The sequence below is a fragment of the Brevundimonas sp. NPDC090276 genome, from assembly GCF_044772165.1.
Taxonomy (GTDB): Bacteria; Pseudomonadota; Alphaproteobacteria; order Caulobacterales; family Caulobacteraceae; genus Brevundimonas.
The window spans coordinates 253932-276981 of sequence record NZ_JBIVYK010000001.1; the positions used below are offsets into that span (position 1 = coordinate 253932).

The following is a 23050-nucleotide window of genomic DNA, read 5'->3' on the forward strand; positions in this document are numbered from 1 at the left end:
GAGCCGCCATGCTGGATCTCGACATGAGCCCCTACGGCGTCTTCGTATGGTCGTCCTGGGCGATCAGCGCCGTGGCCCTGGCCGCCATTTCGCTCCGCGCCCTGATCGCCGCCCGGCGCTGGAAGCGCGAGCTGACCCGTCTGGAAGAGACCCGCAAATGAACCGCTGGTTCGCCCTGATCCCGATCGCGGCCCTGGCCGCGCTGGGCGTCTTCATGATGATCCAGTTGGGCCACCTGTCCGGCGCGCCGGGCGAGGGCCGCGAATACAAGCCCGACGCCCTGGTCGGCCAGCCCATTCCCGAGACCGTCCTGCCCATCCTGCAAGGCGACGTCGAGACCAATCAGCGTCTGGACCTGAAGACGGCGGGCGTCGGCAAGCCGATGATCGTCAACCTGTTCGCCAGCTGGTGCGCGCCCTGCCGACTGGAGCACCCGCAGCTGATGAAGCTGAAGGCCGAGGGCATCAACGTCGTCGGCGTGGCCTACAAGGACGACCCCATCGCCACCCGCGCCTTCCTCGACGAGCTGGGCGATCCCTACGCCCTGGTGCTGGTGGATCGCGAGGGGCGGGCGGGGCTGGATCTCGGCGTCTCGGGCGTGCCGGAGAGCTTCGCCGTGGACGCCTATGGCGCCATCGTCGCCAAGTCCTCCGGACCGGTGCTGACCGACGCCGATCTGCAGAAGTTGGTCGATGCGCTGAAGGCGCCGGTTCGTTAGGCCGCCGCCCGCGCGAAACACGGTGAATCGCGCATTAACCATATCTAGAGCCTTTGAGCGGATCGTCGGCCCATGTCCGCGATTCCTTCAGACCGTCCGGCCTTCCCGCCTCCCGCAGGCGGCGCGGCCCATGCGCTGAGAACCTCCCAGTCCGCCTTCTTCCGCGCGGCCATGGGCGTGAGCGCGCCGACGCCCGCGGCGGCTCCGGTCGAGACGCGGACGGACACGCCGGTGCGATCGGTTCAGACGCAGGAAGCGCCCTCGACCGCGCGCTATCAGCGGCCGGGCTCCTTGCTGGATATCCGGGTCTAGGCTTTCGCCACATCCTTGAGCGGGATGACGACCGCGTCGGTCGTGACCGCGTCAGCCGCTGGTTCGACGACCTTCTTCTTCTTTTTCGGCTTGGCGCCCTCCAGCGCCTTCTTGGCCGCCTTTTCGGCCTTGCGGGCCTCCTTGGCCGCCTTCTTGGCGATCTTGGCTTCGGCCCTGGCCTGTTCGGGGGCGGCGTCGGCGGCGTCGGTCAGGCTGGTCAGCAGGTCGAGGAAGCCCTCGCGGCGGGCCTTGGGCAGGAGGGCCAGGATGCGCTTGTCGGCGGCGGCGACGCGGGGGCGGGCGGCCTCCAGCGCGGCCTGACCGCGCTCAGAGAGGCGCACGGCCTTGGCGCGGGCGTCCAGCGCCGAGCGTTCGCGTTCCAGCAGGCCCTTGGTCGTCATGCGGGCGACCAGATCGGCCAGGGTCGAGCGGTCGATGCCGGTGGCCTTGACCAGATCGGTCTGGGTCAGGCCCGAGCGTACCGAGACCGCCTCCAGCACCGCGAACTGACGCTGGGTCAGGCCGTCGGGGCCGGCCTCCTCGGCGTAGATGTCCAGCGCCAACTGCAGCACCCGGTGCATCAGGTGGCTAGGCGACTCCGCCAGCCCGCCCTTGATCTTCGCCTGCTTGCCTGACTTGACCATCGTCTTGATCCCCGTTCCGGCCGCGAGGAGAGGGCCGGACATGGCGTGACAGCTAACAGCCGCGCTTTACGCTTTGACGACGGAAAGCCTGACGGTTTGAAGACATTTTGTCTGGGGGCCTACCGCCCTCACGGGCCATTGTTCTGGGGCCTACCGCGCTTCGCGCTGCTTGAGGCCCGTTTGGATCAGCGTGGGCCTCAAATATCAGTCCGTCAGAACGCGGACGGTTCCCTAAAGGCCGGTGTCGGGCGAGATGGGGCCGGGCTCTTCGTCCTTGATCATGTTCTTCATGATCAGCGGCACCTGGCACAGGCCGAAGATGGAGGCGGCGATCCACAGGACGCCGCGGAAGGCGGTCCAGACGCCGTTGGGGTCGGGCGTGCCCAGGTTCAGCGCCGACCAGATGGCGGTCACGGCGGCGGGGCTGCGGAAGATCTCGTTGGCGACGGCGACAGCCAGGAAGTAGAGACCGTAGCGGAAGGTCAGGGTGCGCCAGGCCTGATCCGTCACCTTGATGGCCGAGCCCAGCAGGGCCTTGAATGGCGACTTCTTCAGCGGGATCGAGCCCAGCAGGACGGCGGCCAGCAGACCGTTCTGCACCGTCAGCTTCAGCTTCACGAACAGGTCGTCGTCGGTGAGGATGGTCAAGGCGCCGAAGACCAGGGCGAAGCCGCCGGTGATCAGGGGCATGGGGGCCAGGCGCCGCTCGATGATGAAGCCGACGGCAAGGGCGATCACCGAGGCGATGACCAGGACCCAGGTCGCCTTGATCATGTCGCGGGTGATGAAATAGGCGGCCATGAAGGCGATCAGGGCGCCGAAATCGACGGCCTGGCGAATCCACTGCGGGCGTTTGGTTTCGACGGCTTCACTCATACGCTTTAGTCCTCAAGCCCGACCAGTGATCGGGAAAACGCGCGCGCGTCGAAGGGTTGCAGGTCGTCGACGCCCTCGCCGACGCCGATCAGCTTGATCGGGGCGTCCGAGGCCTGGGCCACGGGGACCAGGACCCCGCCACGAGCGGTGCCGTCCAGCTTGGTCATGACCACGCCCGAGACATAGGCGGTGCGGCCGAAGATCTTTTCCTGCTCCAGGGCGTTGCGGCCCACGGTGGCGTCGAGAACCAGCAGGGTCTCGTGCGGGGCGTCCGCATCGACCTTCTTGAGCACGCGCACGATCTTCAGCAGTTCGTCCATCAGGGCGGACTTGTTCTGCAGGCGACCGGCGGTGTCGATCAGGACCACGTCGTAGCCCTCGGCTTTCGCTTTCGTATAGGCGTCGAAGGCCAGCCCGGCGGCGTCGGCGCCGTCGCGGCGGCTCTCGAAGTCGGCCCCGGCGCGTTCGGCCCAGACCTTGAGCTGTTCGCGGGCGGCGGCGCGGAAGGTGTCGCCGGCGACGATCATGACCTTGGCGCCCCTGGCCGTCAGGTCCGAGGCGATCTTGCCAAGCGTCGTGGTCTTGCCCGAGCCGTTCACGCCCACGAACAGGACCACATAGGGCTTGGGTCCGCTGAGGGGATCAAAGGTCGCCTGACGCGGCAGGAGCTCGGCGGCCACGGCCTCGGCCAGGGCCTCCTTGATCTCGCGCTCGTCGGAGCTCTTGCCGAAGCGTAGCTCGCGGAAGCGTTCGACGATGCGGGCCGAGGCGGCGGGGCCCAGGTCGCTCTCGATCAGGTGCTCTTCCAGGCGCTCCAGCGCCTCTTCGGACAGGGGCTCTTTCACGAAGGTCGAGACGACCTGTTCGGTCATCTGCTTGGAGGACCGGGACAGACCCGCGCTCAGTCGCTGGAACCAGCCTTTTTTGGGCGTATCGCTCATGGTTCGAGCCTTAGCCGACGCCGGTTCGCAGGTCACTACAAACCGCTAGTCCTTTGGCTTCACCGCGCAACCCTATATTGATCGGTTAGCCCTAGGGTTCTGGAGCCCGCATCGCGGGATGAGCGGAAAGATTGATGGCGAAGTCCGAGACGCATCCCTTCCACGCCCCGCGCGCCCACGGCTTCGTGCGCGTCGCCGCCGCGACGCCGGTGGTTCATGTCGCCGACCCGGCCGCCAATGCGGACGAACATGAGCGGCTGATACGTCAGGCGGGCGAGCAGGGCGTGGACCTGCTGGTCTTCCCCGAGCTGTCGCTGAGCGCCTACGCCATCGACGACCTGCACATGCAGGCGGCCTTGCTGGAAGAGGTCGAGCGCCAGGTGGCGCGGCTGGCCGAGGTCGCGGACGCGGCGGGCGTGATTGCGGTCATCGGCGCGCCGATCCGCAACGGCGACGCCCTGTTCAACTGCGCCGTGGTGCTGGGCGGGGGCGAGGTGCTGGGCGTCGTGCCCAAGACCTATCTGCCCAACTACCGTGAGTATTACGAGAAGCGTTGGTTCGCGCCGGCCGCCAGCCGGTCCGAGGACAGCCTGGTCCTCAACGGTACGAGCGTCGATTTCGCGCCGGGTCTGGTGTTCGAGGCAAGCAATCGGCCCGGCTTCGTCTTCGCGGTCGAGATCTGCGAGGACTTCTGGGCGCCGCAGCCGCCGTCGACGCGCGCGGCGCTCGCGGGGGCGCGCATCCTGTGCAACCTGTCGGCCTCCAACATCGTCATCGGCAAGGCGGACGAGCGGGCCCTGCTGTGCGCCAGCCAGTCGGCCCGCACCCTGTCGGCCTATGTCTTCGCCGCCTCGGGTTGGGGCGAGAGCACGACCGATCTGGCCTGGGACGGTCAGGCCACCATCCACGAACTGGGCGCCCGGATCGCCGAGGGCGAACGGTTCGCGCTGGAGGGCCATCTGACGGTCGCCGACGTGGATGTGGACCGCATCGGTCTGGACCGGCTGCGCAACGGCACCTTCGCCGACTGCGCCCGGCTGGAAGGCGAGGCTGCGACCGTGGTCCCGTTCGAGGCGGGGCAGGGGCCGAGCGACGCCCTGATCCGTCCGCTGGACCGCTTCCCCTTCGTGCCGGACGACGCGGCGCGTCTGGATCAGGACTGCTTCGAGGCCTTCAACATCCAGGTTCAGGGCCTGATGCGTCGGATGACGGCGACGGGATCCAGGACCCTGGTCATGGGCGTCTCGGGCGGGCTGGATTCGACCCAGGCCCTGCTGGTGGCCTGTCGCGCCTTCGACCGGCTGGCGCTGCCGCGTACGGGGATTCTGGCCTTTACGATGCCGGGGTTCGCCACCTCGGAGGGCACCAAGTCCAACGCCTGGAAGCTGATGCAGGCGCTGCAGGTGACGGGGGCCGAGATCGACATCCGGCCGGCCGCCGAACAGATGCTGCGCGACATCGGCCATGCCTTCGCCGACGGCGAGCCGGTCCACGACATCACCTTCGAGAATGTTCAGGCGGGTCTGCGCACCGACTATCTGTTCCGACTGGCCAATCAGAATCACGGCTTCGTCCTGGGCACCGGCGACTTGTCGGAACTGGCGCTGGGCTGGTGCACCTATGGCGTCGGCGACCACATGAGCCACTACAACGTCAACGGCGGGGTGGCGAAAACCCTGATCCAGCACCTGATCCGCTGGGTGGCCGAGCGTGGGCTAGTGGGCGAGGCGGCGAACCCGACGTTGGCCGCCATCCTGGCCACCGAGATTTCGCCCGAACTGGTGCCGGCGGGCGCTGACGGGGCGATCCAGTCGACCCAGTCCATCGTCGGCCCCTATGCGCTGAACGACTTCTTCCTCTTCTACATCAGCCGTTTCGGCCTGAAGCCGTCCAAGGTCGCCTATCTGGCGCATCAGGCCTGGGGCGATGCGACGACGGGGAACTGGCCCGCCGGTCTGCCGGAGGCGGAGCGGGTCGCCTATGACCTGCCCACCATCAAGGCCTGGCTGCGCAAGTTCCTGATCCGCTTCTTCCAGACCAGCCAGTTCAAGCGTTCCGCCGTGCCCAACGGGCCCAAGGTGGTCACCGGCGGGTCGCTGTCGCCGCGCGGCGACTGGCGGGCGCCGTCGGACAGCAGCGCGCGCGTCTGGCTGGATGAACTCGACAACAATGTTCCGGATTGAGTAGGACCGTCGCCCCGGCTTTCGGCCGGGATGACGAGAAAGAGACGACCATGACCGACGACGTGACCAAGGACTCCAACGGCAACATCCTGGCCGACGGCGACAGCGTGACCCTGATCAAGGACCTGAAGGTCAAGGGCTCGGGCGGGGTGACGCTGAAGCGCGGCACCATGGTCAAGAACATCCGCCTGACCGGCGACCCCGACGAGATCGAGGCCAATGTCGAGAAGGTGCGCGGCCTGGTCCTGCGGACCGAGTTCGTGAAGAAGGCCTAGGGTCCATCTGTCATCCCGGAAGCGGCGTGAGCCGCTATCCGGGACCGCGACAGGCGCGACTTTCAAACGATCGTGCTTCCGGCGGTCCCGGCTCTGCGCTGCGCTTCGGCCGGGATGACGAAAGTCAGCTGACCCCTGTCAGGAAGTCCAGGACGCCGGCGCGGGCTGCGGGTTCGTCCAGCATGGGGGCGTGGCCGATCCCGGGAACCTCCACATAGGCCATGGATGGCGCCGCCGCGCGCATCCGGCTGGCGATGTCCGCGCTGAGCAGGTCCGAGGTTCCGCCGCGCACCAGCAGGCTGGGCCGTTCGCCGGCCAGGGCCGTGAAGGCCGGCCACAGGTCGGGGACCAGGGCCGAGGCCCCCGCCGCCCGGATCGGAACCGAGATGTCGGGATCGTAGTTGAGCATCGGTTTGCCGTCCTCGCCCTCGCGGAAGATGCGGCGGGCGAAGGCGTCCCAGTCGGCGTCGCCGTAGAGGGGGAAGGCGACGGCGTTGATGTCGCGGGCGTAGGCGGCGGCGTCCGACCAGTTGCGAATTTCGATCTTGCGGCCGGTGTATTCGGCGATGCGGGCCAGACCCTCGGGCGCCACCTCGGGGCCGATGTCGTTGAGAACGGCGGCGGCGACGGCCTGGGGCCTGATCGCGGTCAGGGCCATGGTGATCAACCCGCCCATGGAGGTGCCGAGAAAGACGGCCTTCTCGATGCCGGCCTGCTCCATCAGGGCGATGACGTCGCGGGCATAGACGTCGGGCGTGTAGGTCGTGGGATCGGAGGCGCGGTCCGACTTGCCGCGTCCGCGCACATCCACCGCCAGAATGCGGCGGCCGCTCGCGGCGATCAGGCCGGCGATGACGGCGAAGTCGGCGCTGTTGCGGGTCAGGCCGTGGATGGCGATGACCGGCAGGCGCGCCGGGCCGTCGGCGGGGACGTAGTCGCGGGCGTAGAGGCTCAACCCGTCGGGCGAGGTCCAGCGGCGTTCGGCGTAGGTCATCAGGCGTGTCTCCCGGCTGTGTCTCCAGCGTTGCGGGTAGAGTAATTCACCGGATGAAGAATTGCGATCAGGTCGAGAGGATGGCTGCGACGAATTGATCGAGGTCGCCGCCTTCGGGGAAGCGATGGCCGGTCACGCCCGCGCGCCGGGCCGCCTCCATGTCCGAGGGCTGGTCGCCGATCATCAGCGAGCGGGCGGGGTCCAGGTCGTGTTCGGCGATGGCGCGATGCAACATGCCGGGATTGGGTTTGCGGTCCGGGTGGTTGGGGTGGCGGTAGCGTTCGTCCACGGCCTCGGCGTGGTGCGGGGCGGCGTAGACGGCGTCGATGCGGGCGCCGCTTTCGGCCAGACGCTCGACCAGCAGGGCGTTGAAGCCGTGCATGGTCTCTTCGCTGAACAGGCCGCGCGCCACGCCTGACTGGTTGGTGACGATGACGGTGACATAGCCCGCCTCGTTCAGTCGCTTCACGGCCTCGGCGGCGCCGGGGATCAGCACCAGCTGGTCGGGACGGTGCGGATAGCCGCAGTCGACGATGAGGACGCCGTCGCGGTCGAGAAAGGCGGCAGGGCGGCTCATGTTGGTTCCGTCAGCAGGGCCGAGAAGGCGGTCATCAGGTGATAGAGGCTGGAGGCGGGGACGTCGGCGTCCTGGGGGGCGCCCTTGGCGTCGAAATTGTCGATCCACAGGCCGCGCGTGGCGGTGGCCAGATGGGTGGCGAACAGGGCGTCGGTCAGGCTGAGGGCCTGTTCGGCCCGGCCGCGCAGCAGCAGGGTGCGGAGGGCCTCGGTCTGGCCCCACAGACGAGCGCCCCCGTCGCGGACCACGCCGATGCGGTCGATTTCGCGGACCATCAGCCCCCGGGCGCCGACGCCGTTGGTCAGGGCCGAGGCGAACAGGGCCTGGGCCTGTCGCTCATGGCCGTCGAGGCCGAGGCGGCCGGCCTGGTCCAGCAGCCAGATCCATTCCATGTGATGGCCGGGCTCGACGACCTGTCCGGCGCCGCCGGGGGCGACGGTCCAGTCCGCGGTGAAGAACTCGCCCAGCATCAGGTGTTCGCGGTCGAAGAAACGCCGGTTGAACAGGTCCAGCACTGATCGGGCTGCCGCCTCGAAGGCCGGATCGGGGGCGATGCCCTGCCAGGCCAGCAGGGCCTCCAGCATGTGCATGTGCGGGTTCTGGCGGCGGGGCAGGACGGGGGGCAGGGCCTCCTGCCAGCCGCCGTGGACCGGATCGGCCATCTGCGCCTCGATGGCGGCCAGGGTCGTTTGCGCCAGCGGTCGGGCGCGGTCGTCCTGCAGCACCCGATGGGCGGCGGCGAGGGCGAAGAGGACGAAGGCCAGGTCGTAGAGGTCGGGCGTGGCGTCGATCACGGCGCTCGCGTCATCGGTCGCGCGGATCCACAGCCCGTCGTCCCGGCGATAGTCGCGGATCAGGACGTCCAGCGCGCGACGGGCGACGGCCTCGCCTTCCGCCCAGCCCAGGGCGGCGGCTTCGCAGAAGACATAGAGCTGACGGGCCTGGACCCGCGTGCGGCGGGGGCGGCCGGTGAGGGGGCGACCGTCGAAGTCCAGCTTTTCGAAGAAGCGGCCGTCGGCGTCGATCCCGGCCTGCGCCCACAGCGGCAAGGCCTGGCGGAACAGCCAGTCGCGGACCCGGATCTGCATCGTCGAAAGCGTCATGGTCAGCCGGGCTTAGGCAGGCTTGCGGGCTTTGCCAAGCATGGCTTTCGTTGCAACCGGCAACGCGAAGTGACTCTCGCGGGTTTGTCGACTGGCCCCGGGCTTTGGTAGGAGGCGCTCAAGATAGTTGATCCGCCTTCGCGTCCGCGCGCCGAACTGTGTTCCGCCTGCGTGGCCCCCCACCGAGAGAGCGACCCCTCATGACCATTCCCTTCATCGACCTTCAGGCCCAGCGCCTTCGCCTCGGCGGCAAGATCGAGGCCGCCGTCCAGGAGGCCGTCGTCGGCGGCGCCTGGGTCATGGGCCCGCAGGTGCGCCAGTTCGAGGCCGATCTGGCCGCCTTTGGTCAGGCGAAGCACGCCCTGGGCTGCGCCAACGGCACCGACGCCCTGGCCCTGCCGCTGATGGCTTGGGGCATCGGACGCGGCGACGCGGTCTTCGTGCCCAGCTTCACCTTCGCCGCCACCGCCGAGGTGGTGCCGTGGTTCGATGCCGAGCCGGTCTTCATCGACGTGGACGAAAAGACCTACAACATGAGCCCGGCCCATCTGGAGGCCGCCGTCGAGGCGACGCTGAAGGAAGGCCGTCTGCAGCCGCGCGTGGTCATCGCCGTCGACCTGTTCGGCCAGCCCGCCGACTATCCGGCCATCAAGGCCATCTGCGACAAGTATGGCCTGAAGCTGATCTCGGACTCGGCCCAGGGCTTCGGCTGCACCATCGACGGCGAGCATCCGCTGAAGTGGGCCGACATCACCACCACCAGCTTCTTCCCGGCCAAGCCGCTGGGTTGCTACGGCGACGGCGGCGCGGTGCTGACCAATGACGACGAACTGGCGCAACTGATCGATTCCATCCGTGTGCATGGCAAGGCGGTGGCGGTCGACCTGAAGGACAAGACCTTCGACCACGACCCGAAATACCTGAACATGCGCATCGGCCTGAATAGCCGTCTGGACACCATCCAGGCCGCCGTCCTGATCGAGAAGCTGAAGGTCTTTGGCCAGGAGATCGAATGGCGCAACGCCGCCGCCGCCCGCTACAATGAAGGTCTGCGCCCTCACGTCGCCGCCGTGCCGGATGTGCCGGCGGGCAACATCTCGAACTGGGCGCAATACACCATCGAGCATGAGGACCGCGACGGTCTGGCCGCGCACCTGAAGGCTGAGGGCATCCCTACGGCGGTCTATTATCCGATCCCGCTGCACCTGCAGCCCGCCTACGCCCACTATCCGCGCGGGCCGCAGGGTCTGCCGGTGACCGAGCGCCTGATGGAACGGGTCATCAGCCTGCCGATGCATTCGGATCTGGACGCGGCCACCCAGGACCGCATCATCGCCGCCGTCGCCAGCTTCAAGGCCTGATCTTCATGACCCAGCACATTCCCCTCAAGATCGGCGTCGCCGGCGCCGGCGTCATGGGCCGCAACCACGCCCGCGTCCTGTCCGAACTGCGCGACGTCGAGTTGACGTCGGTGTTCGATCCTGACGCCGTGACGGCCGAGGGCGTGGCTGAGGCTTACGGCGCGACCGCTGTGACCACGGCCCAGGCCTTTGTCGCCGCCGGCCTCGACGCCGCCGTCATCGCCACGCCGAACCGCTTCCACGCCGAGCTGGGCGTGGCCCTGCTGAACGCGGGCGTCCATGTGCTGGTGGAGAAGCCGATCGCGGCCACGACCGCCGACGCCCAGGCCATGATCGACGCCGCCAAGGCCAACAACCGGGTGCTCATGGTCGGCCACGTCGAGCGTTTCAACCCGGCGGTGGACACGGTCAAGCGCGCCATCGACGGCGACGAGATCATCTCCATCCAGATCACCCGCGTCGGCCCTTTCCCGCCGCGCATGGGCGAGGTCGGGGTGGTCATCGACCTGGCGGTGCACGACATCGACATCATCCGTCACCTGACGGGCTCCGAGGTCGTCGAGGTCCAGTCGCTGTTGGGTCACACCCACGCCTCGCGCGAGGATTCGGCCCTGCTGCAGTTCCGCATGGCCAATGACGTGATCGCCCACATCACCACCAACTGGGTCACGCCATACAAGACCCGCACCCTGCAGGTCGCCACCAAGAACCGCTTCATCGTCGCCGACCTGATCACCCGCCAGGTGACCGAGTATTTCGGCCAGCAGCCGGACGGCTCCTACTCCACGCGGATGCTCAACTCCTGGCCGGCCGAGCCGCTCAAGAAGGAGCACGAGGCCTTCGTCCACGCCATCCGAACCGGCGAAACGGCGGCGGTGTCGGGCGAAGACGGTCTGCGCAATCTGGAAGTCGCCCTGCGCTGCCTGGGCGAGCCCTAGGTCTTCGACGCGGCGCCGGGCCTGAACTCCAGCTGGCAATGCAGGCGGCCCTGGGCGTAGTCCATGGTCGCCGTTCCTCTCAGGGTGCCGCGCACGCTGGTGTCGATCAGGCGTGAGCCGAAGCCGGACTGGGTCGGGGCGGAGACCATCGGGCCGCCGTGTTCGATCCAGTCGAGCACGACCAGGCCGTCGTCGCTGACTCCGCTCCAGGTCACGTCCACCTGACCGCCGGCGCCATCCGGGTTGCTCAGGGCGCCGTACTTGGCGGCGTTGGTGACCAGTTCGTGCAGGATCAGCCCCATGGACAGGGCCTGCTCGGCCTCCAGCGTTACCTCAGGGCCCTGCATCCGCAACTGATCCTCGGCGTAGGGACGGAACTCCTGCAGCACCAGATCGCGTAGCCGTGCGCGCTCCCAGCCGTTGGCGGTCAGCAGATTGTGGGTGTCGGACAGGGCGATCAGCCGCGCCTCGAACAGGCGCATGAAGTCCGCGACACTGCTTGACCGTCGCGCCGTCAGGGCGGCGATCGACTGGATGGTGGCCAGGGTGTTCTTCACCCGGTGGTTCAGCTCATTGATCAGCAGGCGCTGGCGGTGCTCGCTGGTGGCCAGGGCGGAGAAGGCCTGATGCCGGTCGGTCACGTCGGTGATGACGCCCGCCAGCTTGATCGGCTTGCCCGATCGCGAGCGGATCAGCCGGCCGCGCACCTGCAGCCAGCGGCCGCTGTCGCGGATCTGATATTCGGCGGCGTAGTCGCCGTCGCCCCTGAGGGCGCGCTCCAGGGTCTCTGTTCGCCGGGCCATGTCTTCGGGCTTCAGCTTGCGGGCCAGGTCGCGGGCGGCGAAGGGCTCGCCGCGGGCCAGGCCGAGGTATTTGCGCGCGCGACCGGATAGCCAGAGATCCTGCCCCGGAAGAGCCAGCTCCCAGTAGCCGACCCCGCCCGCGTCGATGATGGCGATCAGCTTGTCGCGCTGGTCCACCATGGCGACGGCCAGGGCCAGAAACAGGATGAGGACGGTCACGCCGGCGACGGCGACGGCCAGCATCAGCGGCGGGGCGCCGGGCGGGTCCAGAGCCGCGGCGGTCTGGATCGGCGTGACCGTCAGCGCCGCCATGGCGATATGATGCATGCCGACCACGGCCAGCCCCAGGACCAGGGCCGCCGTCAGCCGCCACAAGGGCGAGCGATCCTGATTGACCGCGAACAGGGCGGCGATCGAGGCGAACAGGGCGACCGCCGCTGACAGGAGCACCAGTCCGGGCGCATAGGTCAGGCTTGCCGAGGTCTTCAGCGCGGCCATGCCGACATAATGCATGGCGCAGATGCCGAGGCCCATGACGAGGCCGGCCAGGATCAACCGACGGCGGCTTGTCCGCCCCGCGGCGATCAGGAAGGCGAGGCTGGACCCGGCCGCCGCCAGCAGGAAGGAGGCGATGGTCAGGGCCAGGTCATAGCGAAACGGCGCGCCGGGATCGAAACCCAGCATGGCGATGAAATGCATCGACCATATGCCGCCGCCCATGGCCGTCGCCGCCGTGGCCAGCCAGGCCAGACGCGCGCCGCCCTGATGGGACCGCACCTGCTGGAACAGGTCCAGCGCCGTCCAGGCCGCGAAGACCGCCACCAGAAAGGACAGGCCGTCGAAGATGGAAACGGCGTGTAGGTGCACTGTCCAGCCTCCCTCGATCTGACCGTGCGCGGACTATGGTTACTGGAGCGCCGTTATCTCGTTCTTGTCCAGCACCGGAAACGGGTGAGGCTCAGGCCTTCACCATCTGCATCGTCAGCCATTCGGCGATCAGGGCCGGCTTGTCGGCGCCCTCGATCTCGACGGTCAGTTCGTGCTTCAGCAGCCAGCGGGTCACGCCGCCCTCGGCGCCCTTGGCCTCGGCGGATAGCAGCTTGAAGCGGCCGCGCACTTTCGATCCGGCCGGAACCGGGGCGAGGAATCGCAGCTTGTCGAAGCCGTAGTTGACCCCCATCACCACGCCGTCCAGCGGGGGCAGGGCGTCATAGCTCATGGCCGAGGCCAGGCTGAGGGTCAGGAATCCATGCGCGATGGTCCCGCCGAAGGGGGTTGCCTTGGCCGCTTCGGGATCGACGTGGATGAACTGTTCGTCTTCGGTGGTGCGGGCGAAGGTGTCGATGCGGGCCTGGTCGACCGTGATCCAGCGGCTGACGCCGACCTCCTGTCCGATCAGGGATGGCAGATCGCTCGGTTTCGTCATCGGGGCCCCTCCGTTTGACGCAGCCTTGCGTGCGTCGCGGGTGGGCGCAAGAGGCGGTCAGGCCGCGAACCGCCCTTCAATGATGGCGCTGAACAGGCCCGGATCGACATTGCCGCCCGACAGGACGACGCCCGTGGTCAGGCCCTTGGCCGCGACCTTGCCGGACAGAAGCGCGGCCAGGGACACGGCGCCGCCGGGTTCGATCACCAGCTTCAGCCAGCGGAAGGCGAAGCGCATGGCGTCGGCGACCTCGGCGTCGGTGACGGTCGCGGCGCCCGACAGCCGTCGGTTGATCGGCCAGGTGATCTCGCCCGGCATGGGCGACATCAGGGCGTCGCAGATGGACGGGGCGCCCTGCGGATGGGCCGTGCGTTCCCCGGCTTCCAGCGAGCGGCGGGTGTCGTCGAAGGCCTCGGGCTCGACGACGATGACGCGGGTCTCGGGGCTCTGTTCGGCCATGACCAGATTGAGCCCGGCGATCAGGCCGCCGCCCGAGGCGCCGCACAGCAGCTGGTCCATTTCGATGCCGGCCTGCTCCAGCATCTCCAGGCCGACCGTGCCCTGGCCCTCGATGATGAAGGGATCGTCGAAGGGCGGGACCAGGATGGAGCCGCGCTCGGCGGCGATCTCGGCGCCGATGGCCTCGCGGCTCTCGCTCCAGCGGTCATAGAAGCGCACTTCGCCGCCGAAGGCGCGCACGCCCTCGACCTTCACCGCCGGGCTGTCCGAGGGCATGACGATCAGGGCGCGGGTTCCCACGGCCTGCGCCGCCGCCGCCACGCCTTGCGCGTGATTGCCCGAGGAATAGGCCACCACGCCGCGCGTCTTCTCGTCGGCGCTCAGGCGGCTGATGCGGTTGTAGGCCCCGCGAAACTTGAAGGCGCCCGCCACCTGCAGGGTCTCGGCCTTCATCAGGACGCGCCCGCCGACGGCCTCGTTCAGGGCTGGATGCTCGATCAGCGGCGTGCGGACGGCGGCGGGGGCGATCTGGCGGGCGGCGTCGAGGACGCCTTCGAAGCTGGGCGTATGCATAGGTTCCCTCTTACGCGCGGGCGCGGGCTCTGCATAACTCCCATCATGCAAGCGAACATGATCCTCGCCATCGACCAGGGCACCACTTCGACGCGGGCCATCGCGTTCGAGGTGTCGCCCGAGGGGGCGTTCCATTCCGTCGCCGTCAGCCAGATCGAGCTGGCGCAGCACTTCCCGCAGTCGGGCTGGGTCGAGCATGACGCGGCCGAGGTCTGGCGCGCGACCCTGCAGACCTGTCGCGAGGTGGTGCGAAAGGCGGGGGGCGTCGGCCGCTTCGCCGCCGTGGGCATCACCAACCAGCGCGAGACCTCGGTGCTGTGGGACGCGACGACCGGCGAGCCCTTGCATCGCGCCATCGTCTGGCAGGACCGGCGCACCTCGGACGTGACCGCACGGCTGGCGGCGGACGGGCATGAGGCCATGGTGCAGGGCGCGACCGGCCTGATCCTCGACCCCTATTTCTCGGCCTCGAAATACGCCTGGCTGCTGGACGCGGCGCCGGGAGCGCGCGAGCGGGCGGCCAGGGGCGAGGTCAAGCTGGGCACCATCGACGCCTGGCTGATCTGGAAGCTGACGGGCGGGCAGAGCCACGTCACCGACGCCACCAACGCCAGCCGCACCAGTCTGATGGACCTGAAGACGCTGCAATGGCGCGAGGACCTGTGCGAGCTGTTTAATGTGCCGATGAAGGCCCTGCCCGAGATCCGGGGCTGCGCCGATCATCTGGGCGACTGCGACGCCAGCCTGTTCGGGCGGGCCTTGCCGATTCACGGCGCGGCGGGGGACCAGCAGGCGGCTCTGGTCGGGCATGGGGCGCTGGCGGCGGGCGACGCCAAGATCACCTATGGCACCGGGGCCTTTCTGGTCGCCAATGTCGGGCATCAACCGGTGGCCTCGACCTCGCGGCTGCTGGGGACGCTCGGCTATGCCGCGGATGGTCAGGTCGCCTATGCACTGGAGGGGTCGATCTTCTCGGCCGGGTCGGCGATCCAGTGGCTGCGCGACGGGTTGAAGGTCGTCTCGGATTCGCGCCAATCCGAGGCCATGGCCCAGACGCTCAAGGACAATGGCGGGGTCTATCTGGTGCCGGGCTTCACCGGTCTGGGCGCGCCCTGGTGGCAGCCCGAGGCGAGGGGGACGGTCATCGGCCTGACCCGCGACAGCGGCCCGGCCCACTTCGTCCGCGCGGCGCTGGAGAGCCTGGCCTATCAGACCCGCGATCTGCTCGACGCCCTGAAGAAGGACGGGGCGCCGGCGCTGACGCGGTTGAAGGTCGACGGTGGGGTCACCGCCAACGCCTTCGCCATGCAGTTCGTCGCCGACATCTGCGAGGTCGAGGTCGAGCGCCCGGCCTTCCAGGAGATGACGGCCATGGGCGCGGCGCGCCTGGCGGCCTTCGGCGTCGGCCTGACGCCGGAACTGTGGACCGCCCCGGCTGAGGCTCCCGCCGTCTGGCGTCCGCACATGGGGGACGAGGAGCGGGCGCGGCTGCTGAAAGGCTGGCGCGGGGCGGTGAAGGCCGCCATCATCGCCGCTGGGGGAGACGAGACATGACCGACACTCTGGACGCGCAATCCGCCTTTTCCGGCACGCGCGAGGTGGATGAACGCTATCGGCTGGACGAGGCGGCGCTGGACGTCTGGCTGTCGGCCCATGTTGAGGGCTACGCCGGGCCGCTGACGATCCGCCAGTTCAAGGGCGGCCAGTCCAACCCCACCTATGAGCTGACCACGCCGGGTCGGACCTATGTCCTGCGTCGCAAGCCGCCGGGGGTCCTGCTGGCCAGCGCCCACGCCGTGGACCGCGAATTCACCGTCATCTCGGCCCTGCACGCCCACGGCTTTCCGGTGGCGCGGCCCCATGCTCTGTGTACAGACGAAGGCGTCATCGGTTCGATCTTCTATGTCATGGACAAGGTCGAGGGCCGGGTCTTCTGGGACCTGAAGCTGCCGGGTCTGGCTCCGGCAGAGCGCCGCGCCATCTATGAGGCGCAGACGGACACGCTGGCGGCTCTGCACGCCTTTGATCCCGCCGCCATCGGGTTGGGCGACTACGGCAAGCCGGGCAATTATTTCGGCCGTCAGGTCGGGCGCTGGACCAAGCAGTATCGCGCCTCGGAGATCGAGCCGATCCCGGCCATGGACCGCCTGATCGCCTTTCTGCCGGACAGCCTGCCGCCGGAGGGGCCGACGCGGATCGTTCACGGCGATTTCCGCCTCGACAACATGATCCTCGCGCCCGATGAGGCGAAGGTGAGGGCGGTGCTGGACTGGGAGCTGTCGACGCTGGGCGATCCCATGGCCGATTTCTCCTATCTGCTGATCGCCTGGGTCATTCCGGCGTCCTTGCGCAACGGTCTGGCGGGGGCGGACCTGAAGGCCCTGGGCATTCCCTCGGTCGAGGAGGCGGTCGCGCGGTACGCCGAAAAGACCGGCACGGCGGCGCCGCAGAACCTGGACTGGCTGTTCGCCTACAACCTGTTCCGGCTGGCGGCCATCTGTCAGGGAATCGCCGGTCGGGTGCGCGACGGCACCGCCGCCAGCGCCCACGCCAAGACCATGGCGGCCCAGATCGGACCCCTGTCGGACGCGGCCTGGAGCTTCGCCAAACAGGCCGGGGCGTGAAGCTTGGCGATAATTAAAACAGTTTTTGTTGCGGATGGATTTGTGAAACGGCGCCGGAAGCCCTACCTTCCAGTCTGGAGCATTGATCAAGATGTCTGACAGCCAAAGATTCCCCGTCGCCGCCCACGCCCTGGCCTATCTGGCCCACAAGGGCGCCTATTCGGCCGCCGACGCCGCGCCCAGTGCCGTTCTGGCCGCCTCGGTGCCGACCAATCCGGTGGTCATCCGCCGGGTGACGGCCCTGCTGGCCAAGGCGGGACTGATCGCCACGCGCCCCGGCGCCTCGGGCGGGTCCTGGCTGCTGCGTCAGCCCGAGACCATTCGTCTGGACGAGGTGCTGAAGGCGGTGAACGGTTGCGCCCACCTGGGTTCGACCCCCGCCGGAGCCAAGGGCTGCCCCGTCGGCGAGCACATCCCGCGTCAGGTGGCCAAGGCCCTGACCGCCGCCGATCAGGCCGCAGGCGCGGCCCTGGCCAAGATCACCATCGCCGACCTGCTGGAGGCCGATCCGGTCTCGCTGCGCGATTTCGCGCCGCACCCCGCCTGTCCCAGCGTCGCCGCCTGACGGACGTCGCTTGGGGGAGCACCGCAGGACCATTTTGATCACGGGGGCCAGCGCCGGCATCGGCGCGGCCTTGGCGCGCGAATGCGCGGGGCGGGGCCATGACCTGATCCTGACCGCGCGGCGCGAAGGGCCGCTGACGGCCCTGGCGGAAGAGTTGACGGCGCAGCATGGCGTTGTGGTCAGCGTCGTCGTCGCCGATTTGGCCGAACCGGGCGCGCCCGCCGCTCTGCTTGAGGCGATCACCGCGCGAGGCCTCAAGGCCGACGGCTTGATCAACAATGCGGGCTTCAGCCGCACCACGGGCTTTCTCGCCACCGATCCCGCCGACCACGCCGCCATGATTCGCGTCATGCTGACCGCGCCGGTCGAGCTGTCGCGTCTGCTGCTGCCCGGCATGGTGGCGCGCGGCTGGGGTCGGGTGCTGAACGTGGCCTCGCTGGCCGGACAGATGCCCGCGACCGGCGGCGACACCCTGTACGGGCCGATCAAGAGCTTCCTGATCAAGGCCTCGCAGGGCCTGTGGCTGGAGACCCAGGGGACGGGCGTCCACGTCACCGCCCTGTGCCCCGGCTACACATATACCGAGTTCCACGACGTCAATGGCTCGCGCGAGCAGGTGTCGAGCGCCTATCCGAAATGGATGTGGATGGAGGCCGACCGTGTGGCCCGCATCGGCTGGGCGGCGGTCGAGGCCAACCGGCCGCGCGTCACGCCGGGCGCAGCCAATAATGTGCTGGCGGCCCTGGGCGGGATGCTGCCCGACAGCCTGGCGCTGAAGATGGTCGGCGGTCACGCCAAACGGCTGGACCGCCTCTAGGACCTAGTGGCCGCCGGCGGGGTAGGGGGCGGTGACGACGCTGCTGAACATGCCGGGGATGGCCTCGCCCAGGCCGGCGATGATGAACTGGATGGCCAGGGCGCACAGGATCAGGCCGAGAACCCGGACCACGATGGCCATGCCGACGTCGCCGAGAATGCGGCTGATCGGGCCGGTGGCGGCGAAGCAGAGGAAGGTGACGACGCAGGCGGCGACCATGGCGGTCAACGAGGCGGCCGAGCCCGCGGCGCCCAGCTTCTGGGCCTCGCCGGCGTTGATGATGATGGCCGAGATGGCGCCGGGGCCGATCATCAGGGGGATGGCGAAGGGCACGATCAGGCGCTTGAAGCGGCGCTTGGCGTAGCCGCGCACGTCCTTGGCGTCGGTCACGGCGTCGGCGTCGGCGAAGATCTTGAGGAAGTCCTCGCGCGCCATGTCCAGGCCCAGTAGCAGCAGCAGGATGCCGCCGGCGATGCGGAAGGCGGCCAGGGAGATGCCGAAGAACTGCAGCAGGCCCAGGCCGGTGAAGAAGAAGAAGGCCAGGAAGGCGACCGCAAAACCGCAGATCATGGCCGAGACCGTGATGCGCTGACGCAGCGAGGCCCCGGCGGTGGCGGCGGCGAAGATCGGCACATTGCCGATGGGGTCCAGCAGCGCGAACAGCGCCACGAACAGGTTGACCCCCAGATCGACCGCGTTCATTGCTTCGTCCCGCCCTTAAAACCCGCCGCGCGACCCCGCGACCCTTGGTCCCACCTATCGGGGCATCCGCGCGCGCCTGCAACCCGCCGAGAGCCGGAAATGTCCGAAGCCCATCCAATTGACCTGGCCAATCGCCCGTTTGATCCGCGCGTCATCTGCGCCCTGGACGTGCCGACGACCGACGAGGCGCGGGCTCTGGTCGAGCGGATCGGCGACGCGGTCGGCTTCTACAAGGTCGGGCTGCAGCTGTTCGCCTCCGACGGCATGGGGCTGGCGCGCGAACTGAAGGCGGCGGGCCATCAGGTGTTTCTGGACTGGAAGCTGCACGACATCGGCGCGACGGTGGAGAAGGCGACGGCGGTGCTGGCCCATGCGGGCTGCGACCTGCTGACCGTCCACGCCCGGCCCCAGGTCATGGCGGCGGCGGCGCGCGGCGCGGCGGGTTCGGACCTGAAGATTCTGGGCGTCACCGTCCTGACCAGTCTGACCGAAGATGATCTGAAGGCAGACGATCACAGCCTGTCGGCGGCGGATCTGGTCGAGCTGCGGGTGCGTCAGGCGCTGGACGCCGGCATCCACGGGGTGGTCTCCAGCCCGCATGAGGCGGGCCGCGTGCGCGAGATCGCCCTGGCGGCGGGCCGCGACGACTTCCTGATCGTGACTCCGGGCGTCAGGCCCACGGGCGCGGCCCTGGACGATCAAGCGCGCGCGGCGACCCCGGCCAGCGCCCTGCAGTCGGGCGCGACCCATCTGGTGATCGGCCGTCCGATCACCGCCTCGGCCGATCCGCGCGCGGCGGCGCAAGCGATCTCGGCGGAGATCGCCCTGATCTGAGCGCCCTCAAGCCTTTGATCCACGTGAAACAACAAGGGCGATCTCCTTGCGCGGACCGCCCTTTGTCCTGATCAGCCCCGCTCGCCCGGCTCCTGCAGATAAGGCCGCTCGGTCGGCGAGCGCGGCGCCGGCGGCGGGGGAGGGGGCGCGTCGGGCATGGCGTAGTAGCCCTGTTCGAAATGCACCTGCGGCGGCGCCGTCTCGACACGCGGCGGTTCGACATAGACCTGGGGCGGGGCCACGTTCACCTGCGGGGGCGCAACGCGGACCTCGGCGGGCTGCACATAGACCGGCGGTGGCGCCACGTAGATGGGCGGCTGCGAGACATAGACCGGGGGCTGGCTCACATGGACGGGAGCCGGTTGGTAGTAGGTCGGTTGAGGCGCGGCAGCATAGCCGCCCTGATAATAGCCCTGTTGATACTGGCCCTGCGGGTATTGGCCGTATCCGTAGCCGCGCGCCCAGGGATAGCGGCCATAGCCGTCGACGACATAGCCGAAGGGCATGGAGCGGGTGACGCCGTAGCTGTATCCGGAACGGATCGGCTCTTGCGGGGCGACGACCACGACGGGCGGGCGCTGACCGGCGCCGCCGTAACCGTAGCCATAGCCATAGGCCTCGACCGGGCCGTAACCGCCCTGCCAGCCGGTGTCGCTGTACCAGGTCTGGACCCGGCTCTCGACCATGGGGCCGCGCGCGACATGGACCTGTCGGGCGTGGCCGGAGGCGGCGTTGTGGCGGACATGGCGCGTTTGCGCCTCGGCGGTTCCGGCGGCGAGCAAGGCCGCGCCGATAGCGATGGACAGAACAGCCTTCATGGTCGCGCTCCTTTTTTCAGCCGCAAAGGTTAATGCGGTTTCGGTGCAAGCGTTCAATTTTCTCCCGTTGCGCGAATGGCGCGCTCAGAAGTCGACGGCTAGGCCCTTCTTCTCCCAATCGCCGTAGCGGGTCGGTTCGGGGCCGCGCGGACCGCCGTGCTCCGCGTCCAGAACCGGGTCCTCGCTCGCCTTGCGACGTTCGGCCGCTTCCAGCAGGGCGCGGCGCGCGACCTCGCTCAGGGGGCGCTCCGGCGTCGCGTGGGGCACGTCGGCGTTGAAGGCGGGGGCCTGTTCGGCGGCGCCGTCTACATCGTCAGCGGGGGGCGGGGTGGGCTGTTCGGTCACAGGGGGACTGCCTTGAGGGCGGGGATACGGGGCCTCACATAGACGTTCAGGACTTCTTCGCCACCCCTGACGACGCCCGGACCCGATGAACCACCTCAAGACCTTCGCCCTGCTGGCCGTGATGACCGCCCTGTTCATGGGGATCGGCTATCTGATCGGCGGCGCGACCGGCATGGTGATCGCCCTGCTCGTGGCGGCGGGGATGAACCTGTTCAGCTACTGGAACGCCGACAAGATCGTGCTGAAGATGTACAAGGCCCAGGTGGTGGACGAGACCCACCCCAACGCCGTGGTCCGGGCCTATGTCGCCGACGTCAAGCAGATGGCGAGCGATGCGGGTCTGCCCCTGCCGACCATCACCATCATCCCCAACGACCAGCCCAACGCCTTCGCCACCGGCCGCAATCCGCAGAACGCCGCCGTGGCCGCCACCAGCGGCCTGCTGGACATGCTGACGCGCGAGGAGGTGCGCGGGGTGATGGCGCACGAACTGGCCCATGTGAAGAACCGCGACACCCTGACCATGACGGTGACGGCCACGGTGGCCGGCGCCATCGCCATGCTGGCCAACTTCGCCATGTTCTTCGGCGGCGGCGGCGACGACCGCGAGCGGCCGGGCGGCATGATCGGGACCATCGCCCTGATGCTGTTGGCGCCCATGGCGGCGGGTCTGGTGCAGATGGCCATCAGCCGCGCCCGCGAATACGAGGCGGACCGCGTCGGCGCCGAGATCGCCAAGGACCCCCACGCCCTGGCCTCGGCCCTGCAGAAGATCGAGGCCTATGCCCGGGGGGCTGTGAACGCCCCGGCCGAGCGCAATCCGGCCACGGCCCATATGTTCATCATCAATCCGCTGAACGGGAGGGGGGCCGACAACCTGTTCTCGACCCATCCGGCGACGGGTAATCGCGTCCGCGCCCTGATGGAGCTGGGGGCAAGCATGGGCATGAGCCGACCTGCGGCCTCTATCCCTGTGGCGCCCGCGCCGGCTCCGACCGCGAGTGCGCCCCGGACCAGCGTGCCGACGACGCCTTCGGCGCCGAGCGCTCCGCGAGGCCCCTGGGGTTGATCTCACACGGATCGCCTTTGCGTGCGCGGCCTTAAGGGGTTAGAGCGCGCGCCATGACCGACAAGTCCGACTTTCCGCCCGCCGATCAGCCCGCTTTTGATCAGGACCGCCCCGAGTGGGCCCAGGCCCACGGCCCGCTGCGCTCGTTCGGACGGATCAAGTCGCGGCCGATCAAGGCGCGTCAGGCGGCCCTGTTCGACACCCTGATGCCCCAGATCGCCGTGCCGGACCCGAGCAAGGGTCCGATCGATCCCTTGGCCCTGATGCCCGAGGCCAGGGAGGTCTGGCTCGAAATCGGCTTCGGCGGCGGCGAGCATCTGGCCGAACAGGCGACGCGCAACCCCGACGCCCTGATGATCGGCTGCGAGCCCTTCCTTAACGGCGTGGCCTCGGCTCTGCGCCATGTCGAGGAGGGCGATCTGAAGAACGTGCGCCTGCACGCCGACGACGCCCGCGCCGTGATGGCGGCTCTGCCGGACGCCTCGCTGGACCGGGTGATGATCCTCTTCCCCGACCCCTGGCACAAGGCCCGCCATAACAAGCGCCGCCTGCTTCAGGACGAGACGGCGGTCGAGATCGCCCGCCTGTTGAAGCCGGGCGGCCGGGTGCGCTTCGTCACCGACTGGCTGGACTACGCCGAGTGGGCGCTGGAGCGGCTGGCGCGCACGCCGGGCCTGACGCGCATCATGGCCGAGGGCGAAGACTGGTTCGTCGTCCCAGCCGACCACGTCGTCACCCGCTATGAGGAAAAGAAGCTGGGCGACACCACGCCGATCTTCCTGGAGTTCGCGCGCGACGCCTAGGGTCAGGGGCGTCGTGAGGTTCCGGCGTTACGTGTAATTACGCTCAGGAATTGTCCGCAGGCGGCGCTTCGCCTGACGTTTACCCGTATCAAGGATTTTCCCCTCGATTTCTCGAGGGGTGCGCGGTGATGCGGATGAAGATGATCGGCGGCGGGTTGAACCGGCCGTCGTCTCTGGAGGCGGCGACTGCGCCGTCGATCACGCATGTCCAGGGTCCCGTGAGATCCGTCGCCGACCCCGGCCGTCGATCCGCCTGATCCCCTTCCACCCCCATGCCTGATTTCGCGCCG

General features: G+C 68.8%; 26 protein-coding genes. 14 read left to right on the forward strand and 12 right to left on the reverse strand.

Annotation, left to right across the window (positions count from 1 at the left end):
- Positions 1–8: 8 nt before the first annotated feature.
- The 3 genes from ccmD (at position 9) to ACIQTU_RS01205 (ending at position 1030) form a co-directional block, all read left to right on the forward strand.
- Positions 9–161 carry a heme exporter protein CcmD gene (gene ccmD, locus ACIQTU_RS01195; protein WP_400541114.1) on the forward strand — a complete coding sequence of 51 codons (153 nt, stop codon included), beginning with the start codon at positions 9–11 and terminating at the stop codon, positions 159–161.
- Positions 158–718, forward strand: coding sequence for a DsbE family thiol:disulfide interchange protein (locus ACIQTU_RS01200; RefSeq protein WP_400541117.1), 561 nt, complete (start codon positions 158–160; stop codon positions 716–718). The genes ccmD and ACIQTU_RS01200 overlap by 4 nt, the downstream gene beginning before the upstream one ends.
- 72 nt (positions 719–790) lie before the next feature.
- Positions 791–1030 carry a hypothetical protein gene (locus tag ACIQTU_RS01205; RefSeq protein WP_400541120.1) on the forward strand — a complete coding sequence of 80 codons (240 nt, stop codon included), beginning with the start codon at positions 791–793 and terminating at the stop codon, positions 1028–1030.
- On the opposite strand, the gene ACIQTU_RS01210 is transcribed toward ACIQTU_RS01205, so the two are convergent.
- From ACIQTU_RS01210 to ftsY, 3 genes are all read right to left on the reverse strand, one after another.
- Positions 1027–1674 (reverse strand): MarR family winged helix-turn-helix transcriptional regulator, encoded by a 648-nt coding sequence (locus tag ACIQTU_RS01210; RefSeq protein WP_400543711.1) that lies wholly within the window; start codon positions 1672–1674, stop codon positions 1027–1029. The genes ACIQTU_RS01205 and ACIQTU_RS01210 overlap by 4 nt on opposite strands.
- Before the next feature lie 231 nt (positions 1675–1905).
- Entirely contained in the window at positions 1906–2550 is a 645-nt protein-coding gene (locus ACIQTU_RS01215) for an inner membrane-spanning protein YciB (protein WP_400541123.1), read from the reverse strand.
- A 5-nt stretch (positions 2551–2555) separates the two neighbouring features.
- Complete coding sequence (ftsY, locus tag ACIQTU_RS01220) at positions 2556–3491, reverse strand: signal recognition particle-docking protein FtsY (protein ID WP_400541126.1); 936 nt, start codon at positions 3489–3491, stop codon at positions 2556–2558.
- Between the two features lie 134 nt (positions 3492–3625).
- Between ftsY and ACIQTU_RS01225 the strand changes: the two genes are divergently transcribed.
- Complete coding sequence (locus tag ACIQTU_RS01225) at positions 3626–5674, forward strand: NAD(+) synthase (protein WP_400541129.1); 2049 nt, start codon at positions 3626–3628, stop codon at positions 5672–5674.
- Between the two features lie 50 nt (positions 5675–5724).
- A complete protein-coding gene (locus ACIQTU_RS01230; RefSeq protein ID WP_207824154.1) occupies positions 5725–5949 on the forward strand; it encodes an alkylphosphonate utilization protein in 225 nt (74 codons plus the stop codon).
- Positions 5950–6073: 124 nt separating this feature from the next.
- On the opposite strand, the gene ACIQTU_RS01235 is transcribed toward ACIQTU_RS01230, so the two are convergent.
- The 3 genes from ACIQTU_RS01235 to ACIQTU_RS01245 all read right to left on the reverse strand — a co-directional run bounded on the left by ACIQTU_RS01235 (position 6074) and on the right by ACIQTU_RS01245 (position 8623).
- Positions 6074–6943 (reverse strand): alpha/beta fold hydrolase, encoded by an 870-nt coding sequence (locus tag ACIQTU_RS01235; RefSeq protein ID WP_400541131.1) that lies wholly within the window; start codon positions 6941–6943, stop codon positions 6074–6076.
- Positions 6944–7010: 67 nt separating this feature from the next.
- Positions 7011–7520, reverse strand: coding sequence for a D-glycero-alpha-D-manno-heptose-1,7-bisphosphate 7-phosphatase (locus ACIQTU_RS01240; protein WP_400541133.1), 510 nt, complete (start codon positions 7518–7520; stop codon positions 7011–7013).
- Complete coding sequence (locus tag ACIQTU_RS01245) at positions 7517–8623, reverse strand: AGE family epimerase/isomerase (RefSeq protein WP_400541136.1); 1107 nt, start codon at positions 8621–8623, stop codon at positions 7517–7519. Before ACIQTU_RS01245 ends, ACIQTU_RS01240 begins: the two co-directional genes overlap by 4 nt.
- A gap of 200 nt (positions 8624–8823) precedes the next feature.
- Between ACIQTU_RS01245 and ACIQTU_RS01250 the strand changes: the two genes are divergently transcribed.
- Entirely contained in the window at positions 8824–9984 is a 1161-nt protein-coding gene (locus ACIQTU_RS01250; protein ID WP_400541139.1) for a DegT/DnrJ/EryC1/StrS family aminotransferase, read from the forward strand.
- Positions 9985–9989: 5 nt separating this feature from the next.
- Positions 9990–10922 (forward strand): Gfo/Idh/MocA family oxidoreductase, encoded by a 933-nt coding sequence (locus ACIQTU_RS01255; protein WP_400541142.1) that lies wholly within the window; start codon positions 9990–9992, stop codon positions 10920–10922.
- Here the strand turns inward: ACIQTU_RS01255 and ACIQTU_RS01260 are convergent.
- The 3 genes from ACIQTU_RS01260 to ACIQTU_RS01270 all read right to left on the reverse strand — a co-directional run bounded on the left by ACIQTU_RS01260 (position 10919) and on the right by ACIQTU_RS01270 (position 14183).
- Positions 10919–12592: an MHYT domain-containing protein gene (locus ACIQTU_RS01260; RefSeq protein ID WP_400541145.1), complete on the reverse strand. Its 1674-nt coding sequence runs from the start codon at positions 12590–12592 to the stop codon at positions 10919–10921. The genes ACIQTU_RS01255 and ACIQTU_RS01260 overlap by 4 nt on opposite strands.
- A 91-nt stretch (positions 12593–12683) precedes the next feature.
- Complete coding sequence (locus ACIQTU_RS01265; protein ID WP_400541148.1) at positions 12684–13151, reverse strand: MaoC family dehydratase; 468 nt, start codon at positions 13149–13151, stop codon at positions 12684–12686.
- 57 nt (positions 13152–13208) lie between these two features.
- A complete protein-coding gene (locus ACIQTU_RS01270; RefSeq protein WP_400541151.1) occupies positions 13209–14183 on the reverse strand; it encodes a threonine/serine dehydratase in 975 nt (324 codons plus the stop codon).
- A gap of 57 nt (positions 14184–14240) precedes the next feature.
- Here ACIQTU_RS01270 and glpK point away from each other — a divergent pair, with 57 nt between their 5' ends.
- The 4 genes from glpK to ACIQTU_RS01290 all read left to right on the forward strand — a co-directional run bounded on the left by glpK (position 14241) and on the right by ACIQTU_RS01290 (position 18189).
- Complete coding sequence (gene glpK, locus ACIQTU_RS01275) at positions 14241–15737, forward strand: glycerol kinase GlpK (protein WP_400541154.1); 1497 nt, start codon at positions 14241–14243, stop codon at positions 15735–15737.
- Complete coding sequence (locus ACIQTU_RS01280) at positions 15734–16807, forward strand: phosphotransferase family protein (RefSeq protein ID WP_400541157.1); 1074 nt, start codon at positions 15734–15736, stop codon at positions 16805–16807. The genes glpK and ACIQTU_RS01280 overlap by 4 nt, the downstream gene beginning before the upstream one ends.
- Before the next feature lie 91 nt (positions 16808–16898).
- Entirely contained in the window at positions 16899–17372 is a 474-nt protein-coding gene (locus tag ACIQTU_RS01285) for an Rrf2 family transcriptional regulator (protein ID WP_400541160.1), read from the forward strand.
- A 34-nt stretch (positions 17373–17406) separates the two neighbouring features.
- On the forward strand, positions 17407–18189 hold the full coding sequence (locus tag ACIQTU_RS01290) for an SDR family NAD(P)-dependent oxidoreductase (RefSeq protein ID WP_400541163.1): 783 nt from the start codon (positions 17407–17409) through the stop codon (positions 18187–18189).
- Positions 18190–18192: 3 nt separating this feature from the next.
- Here ACIQTU_RS01290 and ACIQTU_RS01295 read toward each other — a convergent pair whose 3' ends face one another.
- A complete protein-coding gene (locus ACIQTU_RS01295; protein WP_400541166.1) occupies positions 18193–18891 on the reverse strand; it encodes a MarC family protein in 699 nt (232 codons plus the stop codon).
- Positions 18892–18990: 99 nt separating this feature from the next.
- Between ACIQTU_RS01295 and pyrF the strand changes: the two genes are divergently transcribed.
- Positions 18991–19725 carry an orotidine-5'-phosphate decarboxylase gene (gene pyrF, locus ACIQTU_RS01300; RefSeq protein WP_400541169.1) on the forward strand — a complete coding sequence of 245 codons (735 nt, stop codon included), beginning with the start codon at positions 18991–18993 and terminating at the stop codon, positions 19723–19725.
- Between the two features lie 71 nt (positions 19726–19796).
- Here the strand turns inward: pyrF and ACIQTU_RS01305 are convergent, their stop codons facing one another.
- Both ACIQTU_RS01305 and ACIQTU_RS01310 read right to left on the reverse strand, forming a co-directional pair.
- The gene (locus tag ACIQTU_RS01305; RefSeq protein ID WP_400541172.1) at positions 19797–20543 is read right to left on the reverse strand and encodes a hypothetical protein; all 747 of its coding nucleotides are present in this window, start codon (positions 20541–20543) and stop codon (positions 19797–19799) included.
- 84 nt (positions 20544–20627) lie between these two features.
- The gene (locus tag ACIQTU_RS01310) at positions 20628–20888 is read right to left on the reverse strand and encodes a DUF1674 domain-containing protein (protein WP_400541175.1); all 261 of its coding nucleotides are present in this window, start codon (positions 20886–20888) and stop codon (positions 20628–20630) included.
- Positions 20889–20973: 85 nt separating this feature from the next.
- Between ACIQTU_RS01310 and htpX the strand changes: the two genes are divergently transcribed.
- Positions 20974–21957, forward strand: coding sequence for a zinc metalloprotease HtpX (htpX, locus tag ACIQTU_RS01315; RefSeq protein WP_400541178.1), 984 nt, complete (start codon positions 20974–20976; stop codon positions 21955–21957).
- A 53-nt stretch (positions 21958–22010) separates the two neighbouring features.
- The gene (gene trmB, locus ACIQTU_RS01320; protein ID WP_400541181.1) at positions 22011–22760 is read left to right on the forward strand and encodes a tRNA (guanosine(46)-N7)-methyltransferase TrmB; all 750 of its coding nucleotides are present in this window, start codon (positions 22011–22013) and stop codon (positions 22758–22760) included.
- Positions 22761–23050 lie beyond the last annotated feature (290 nt).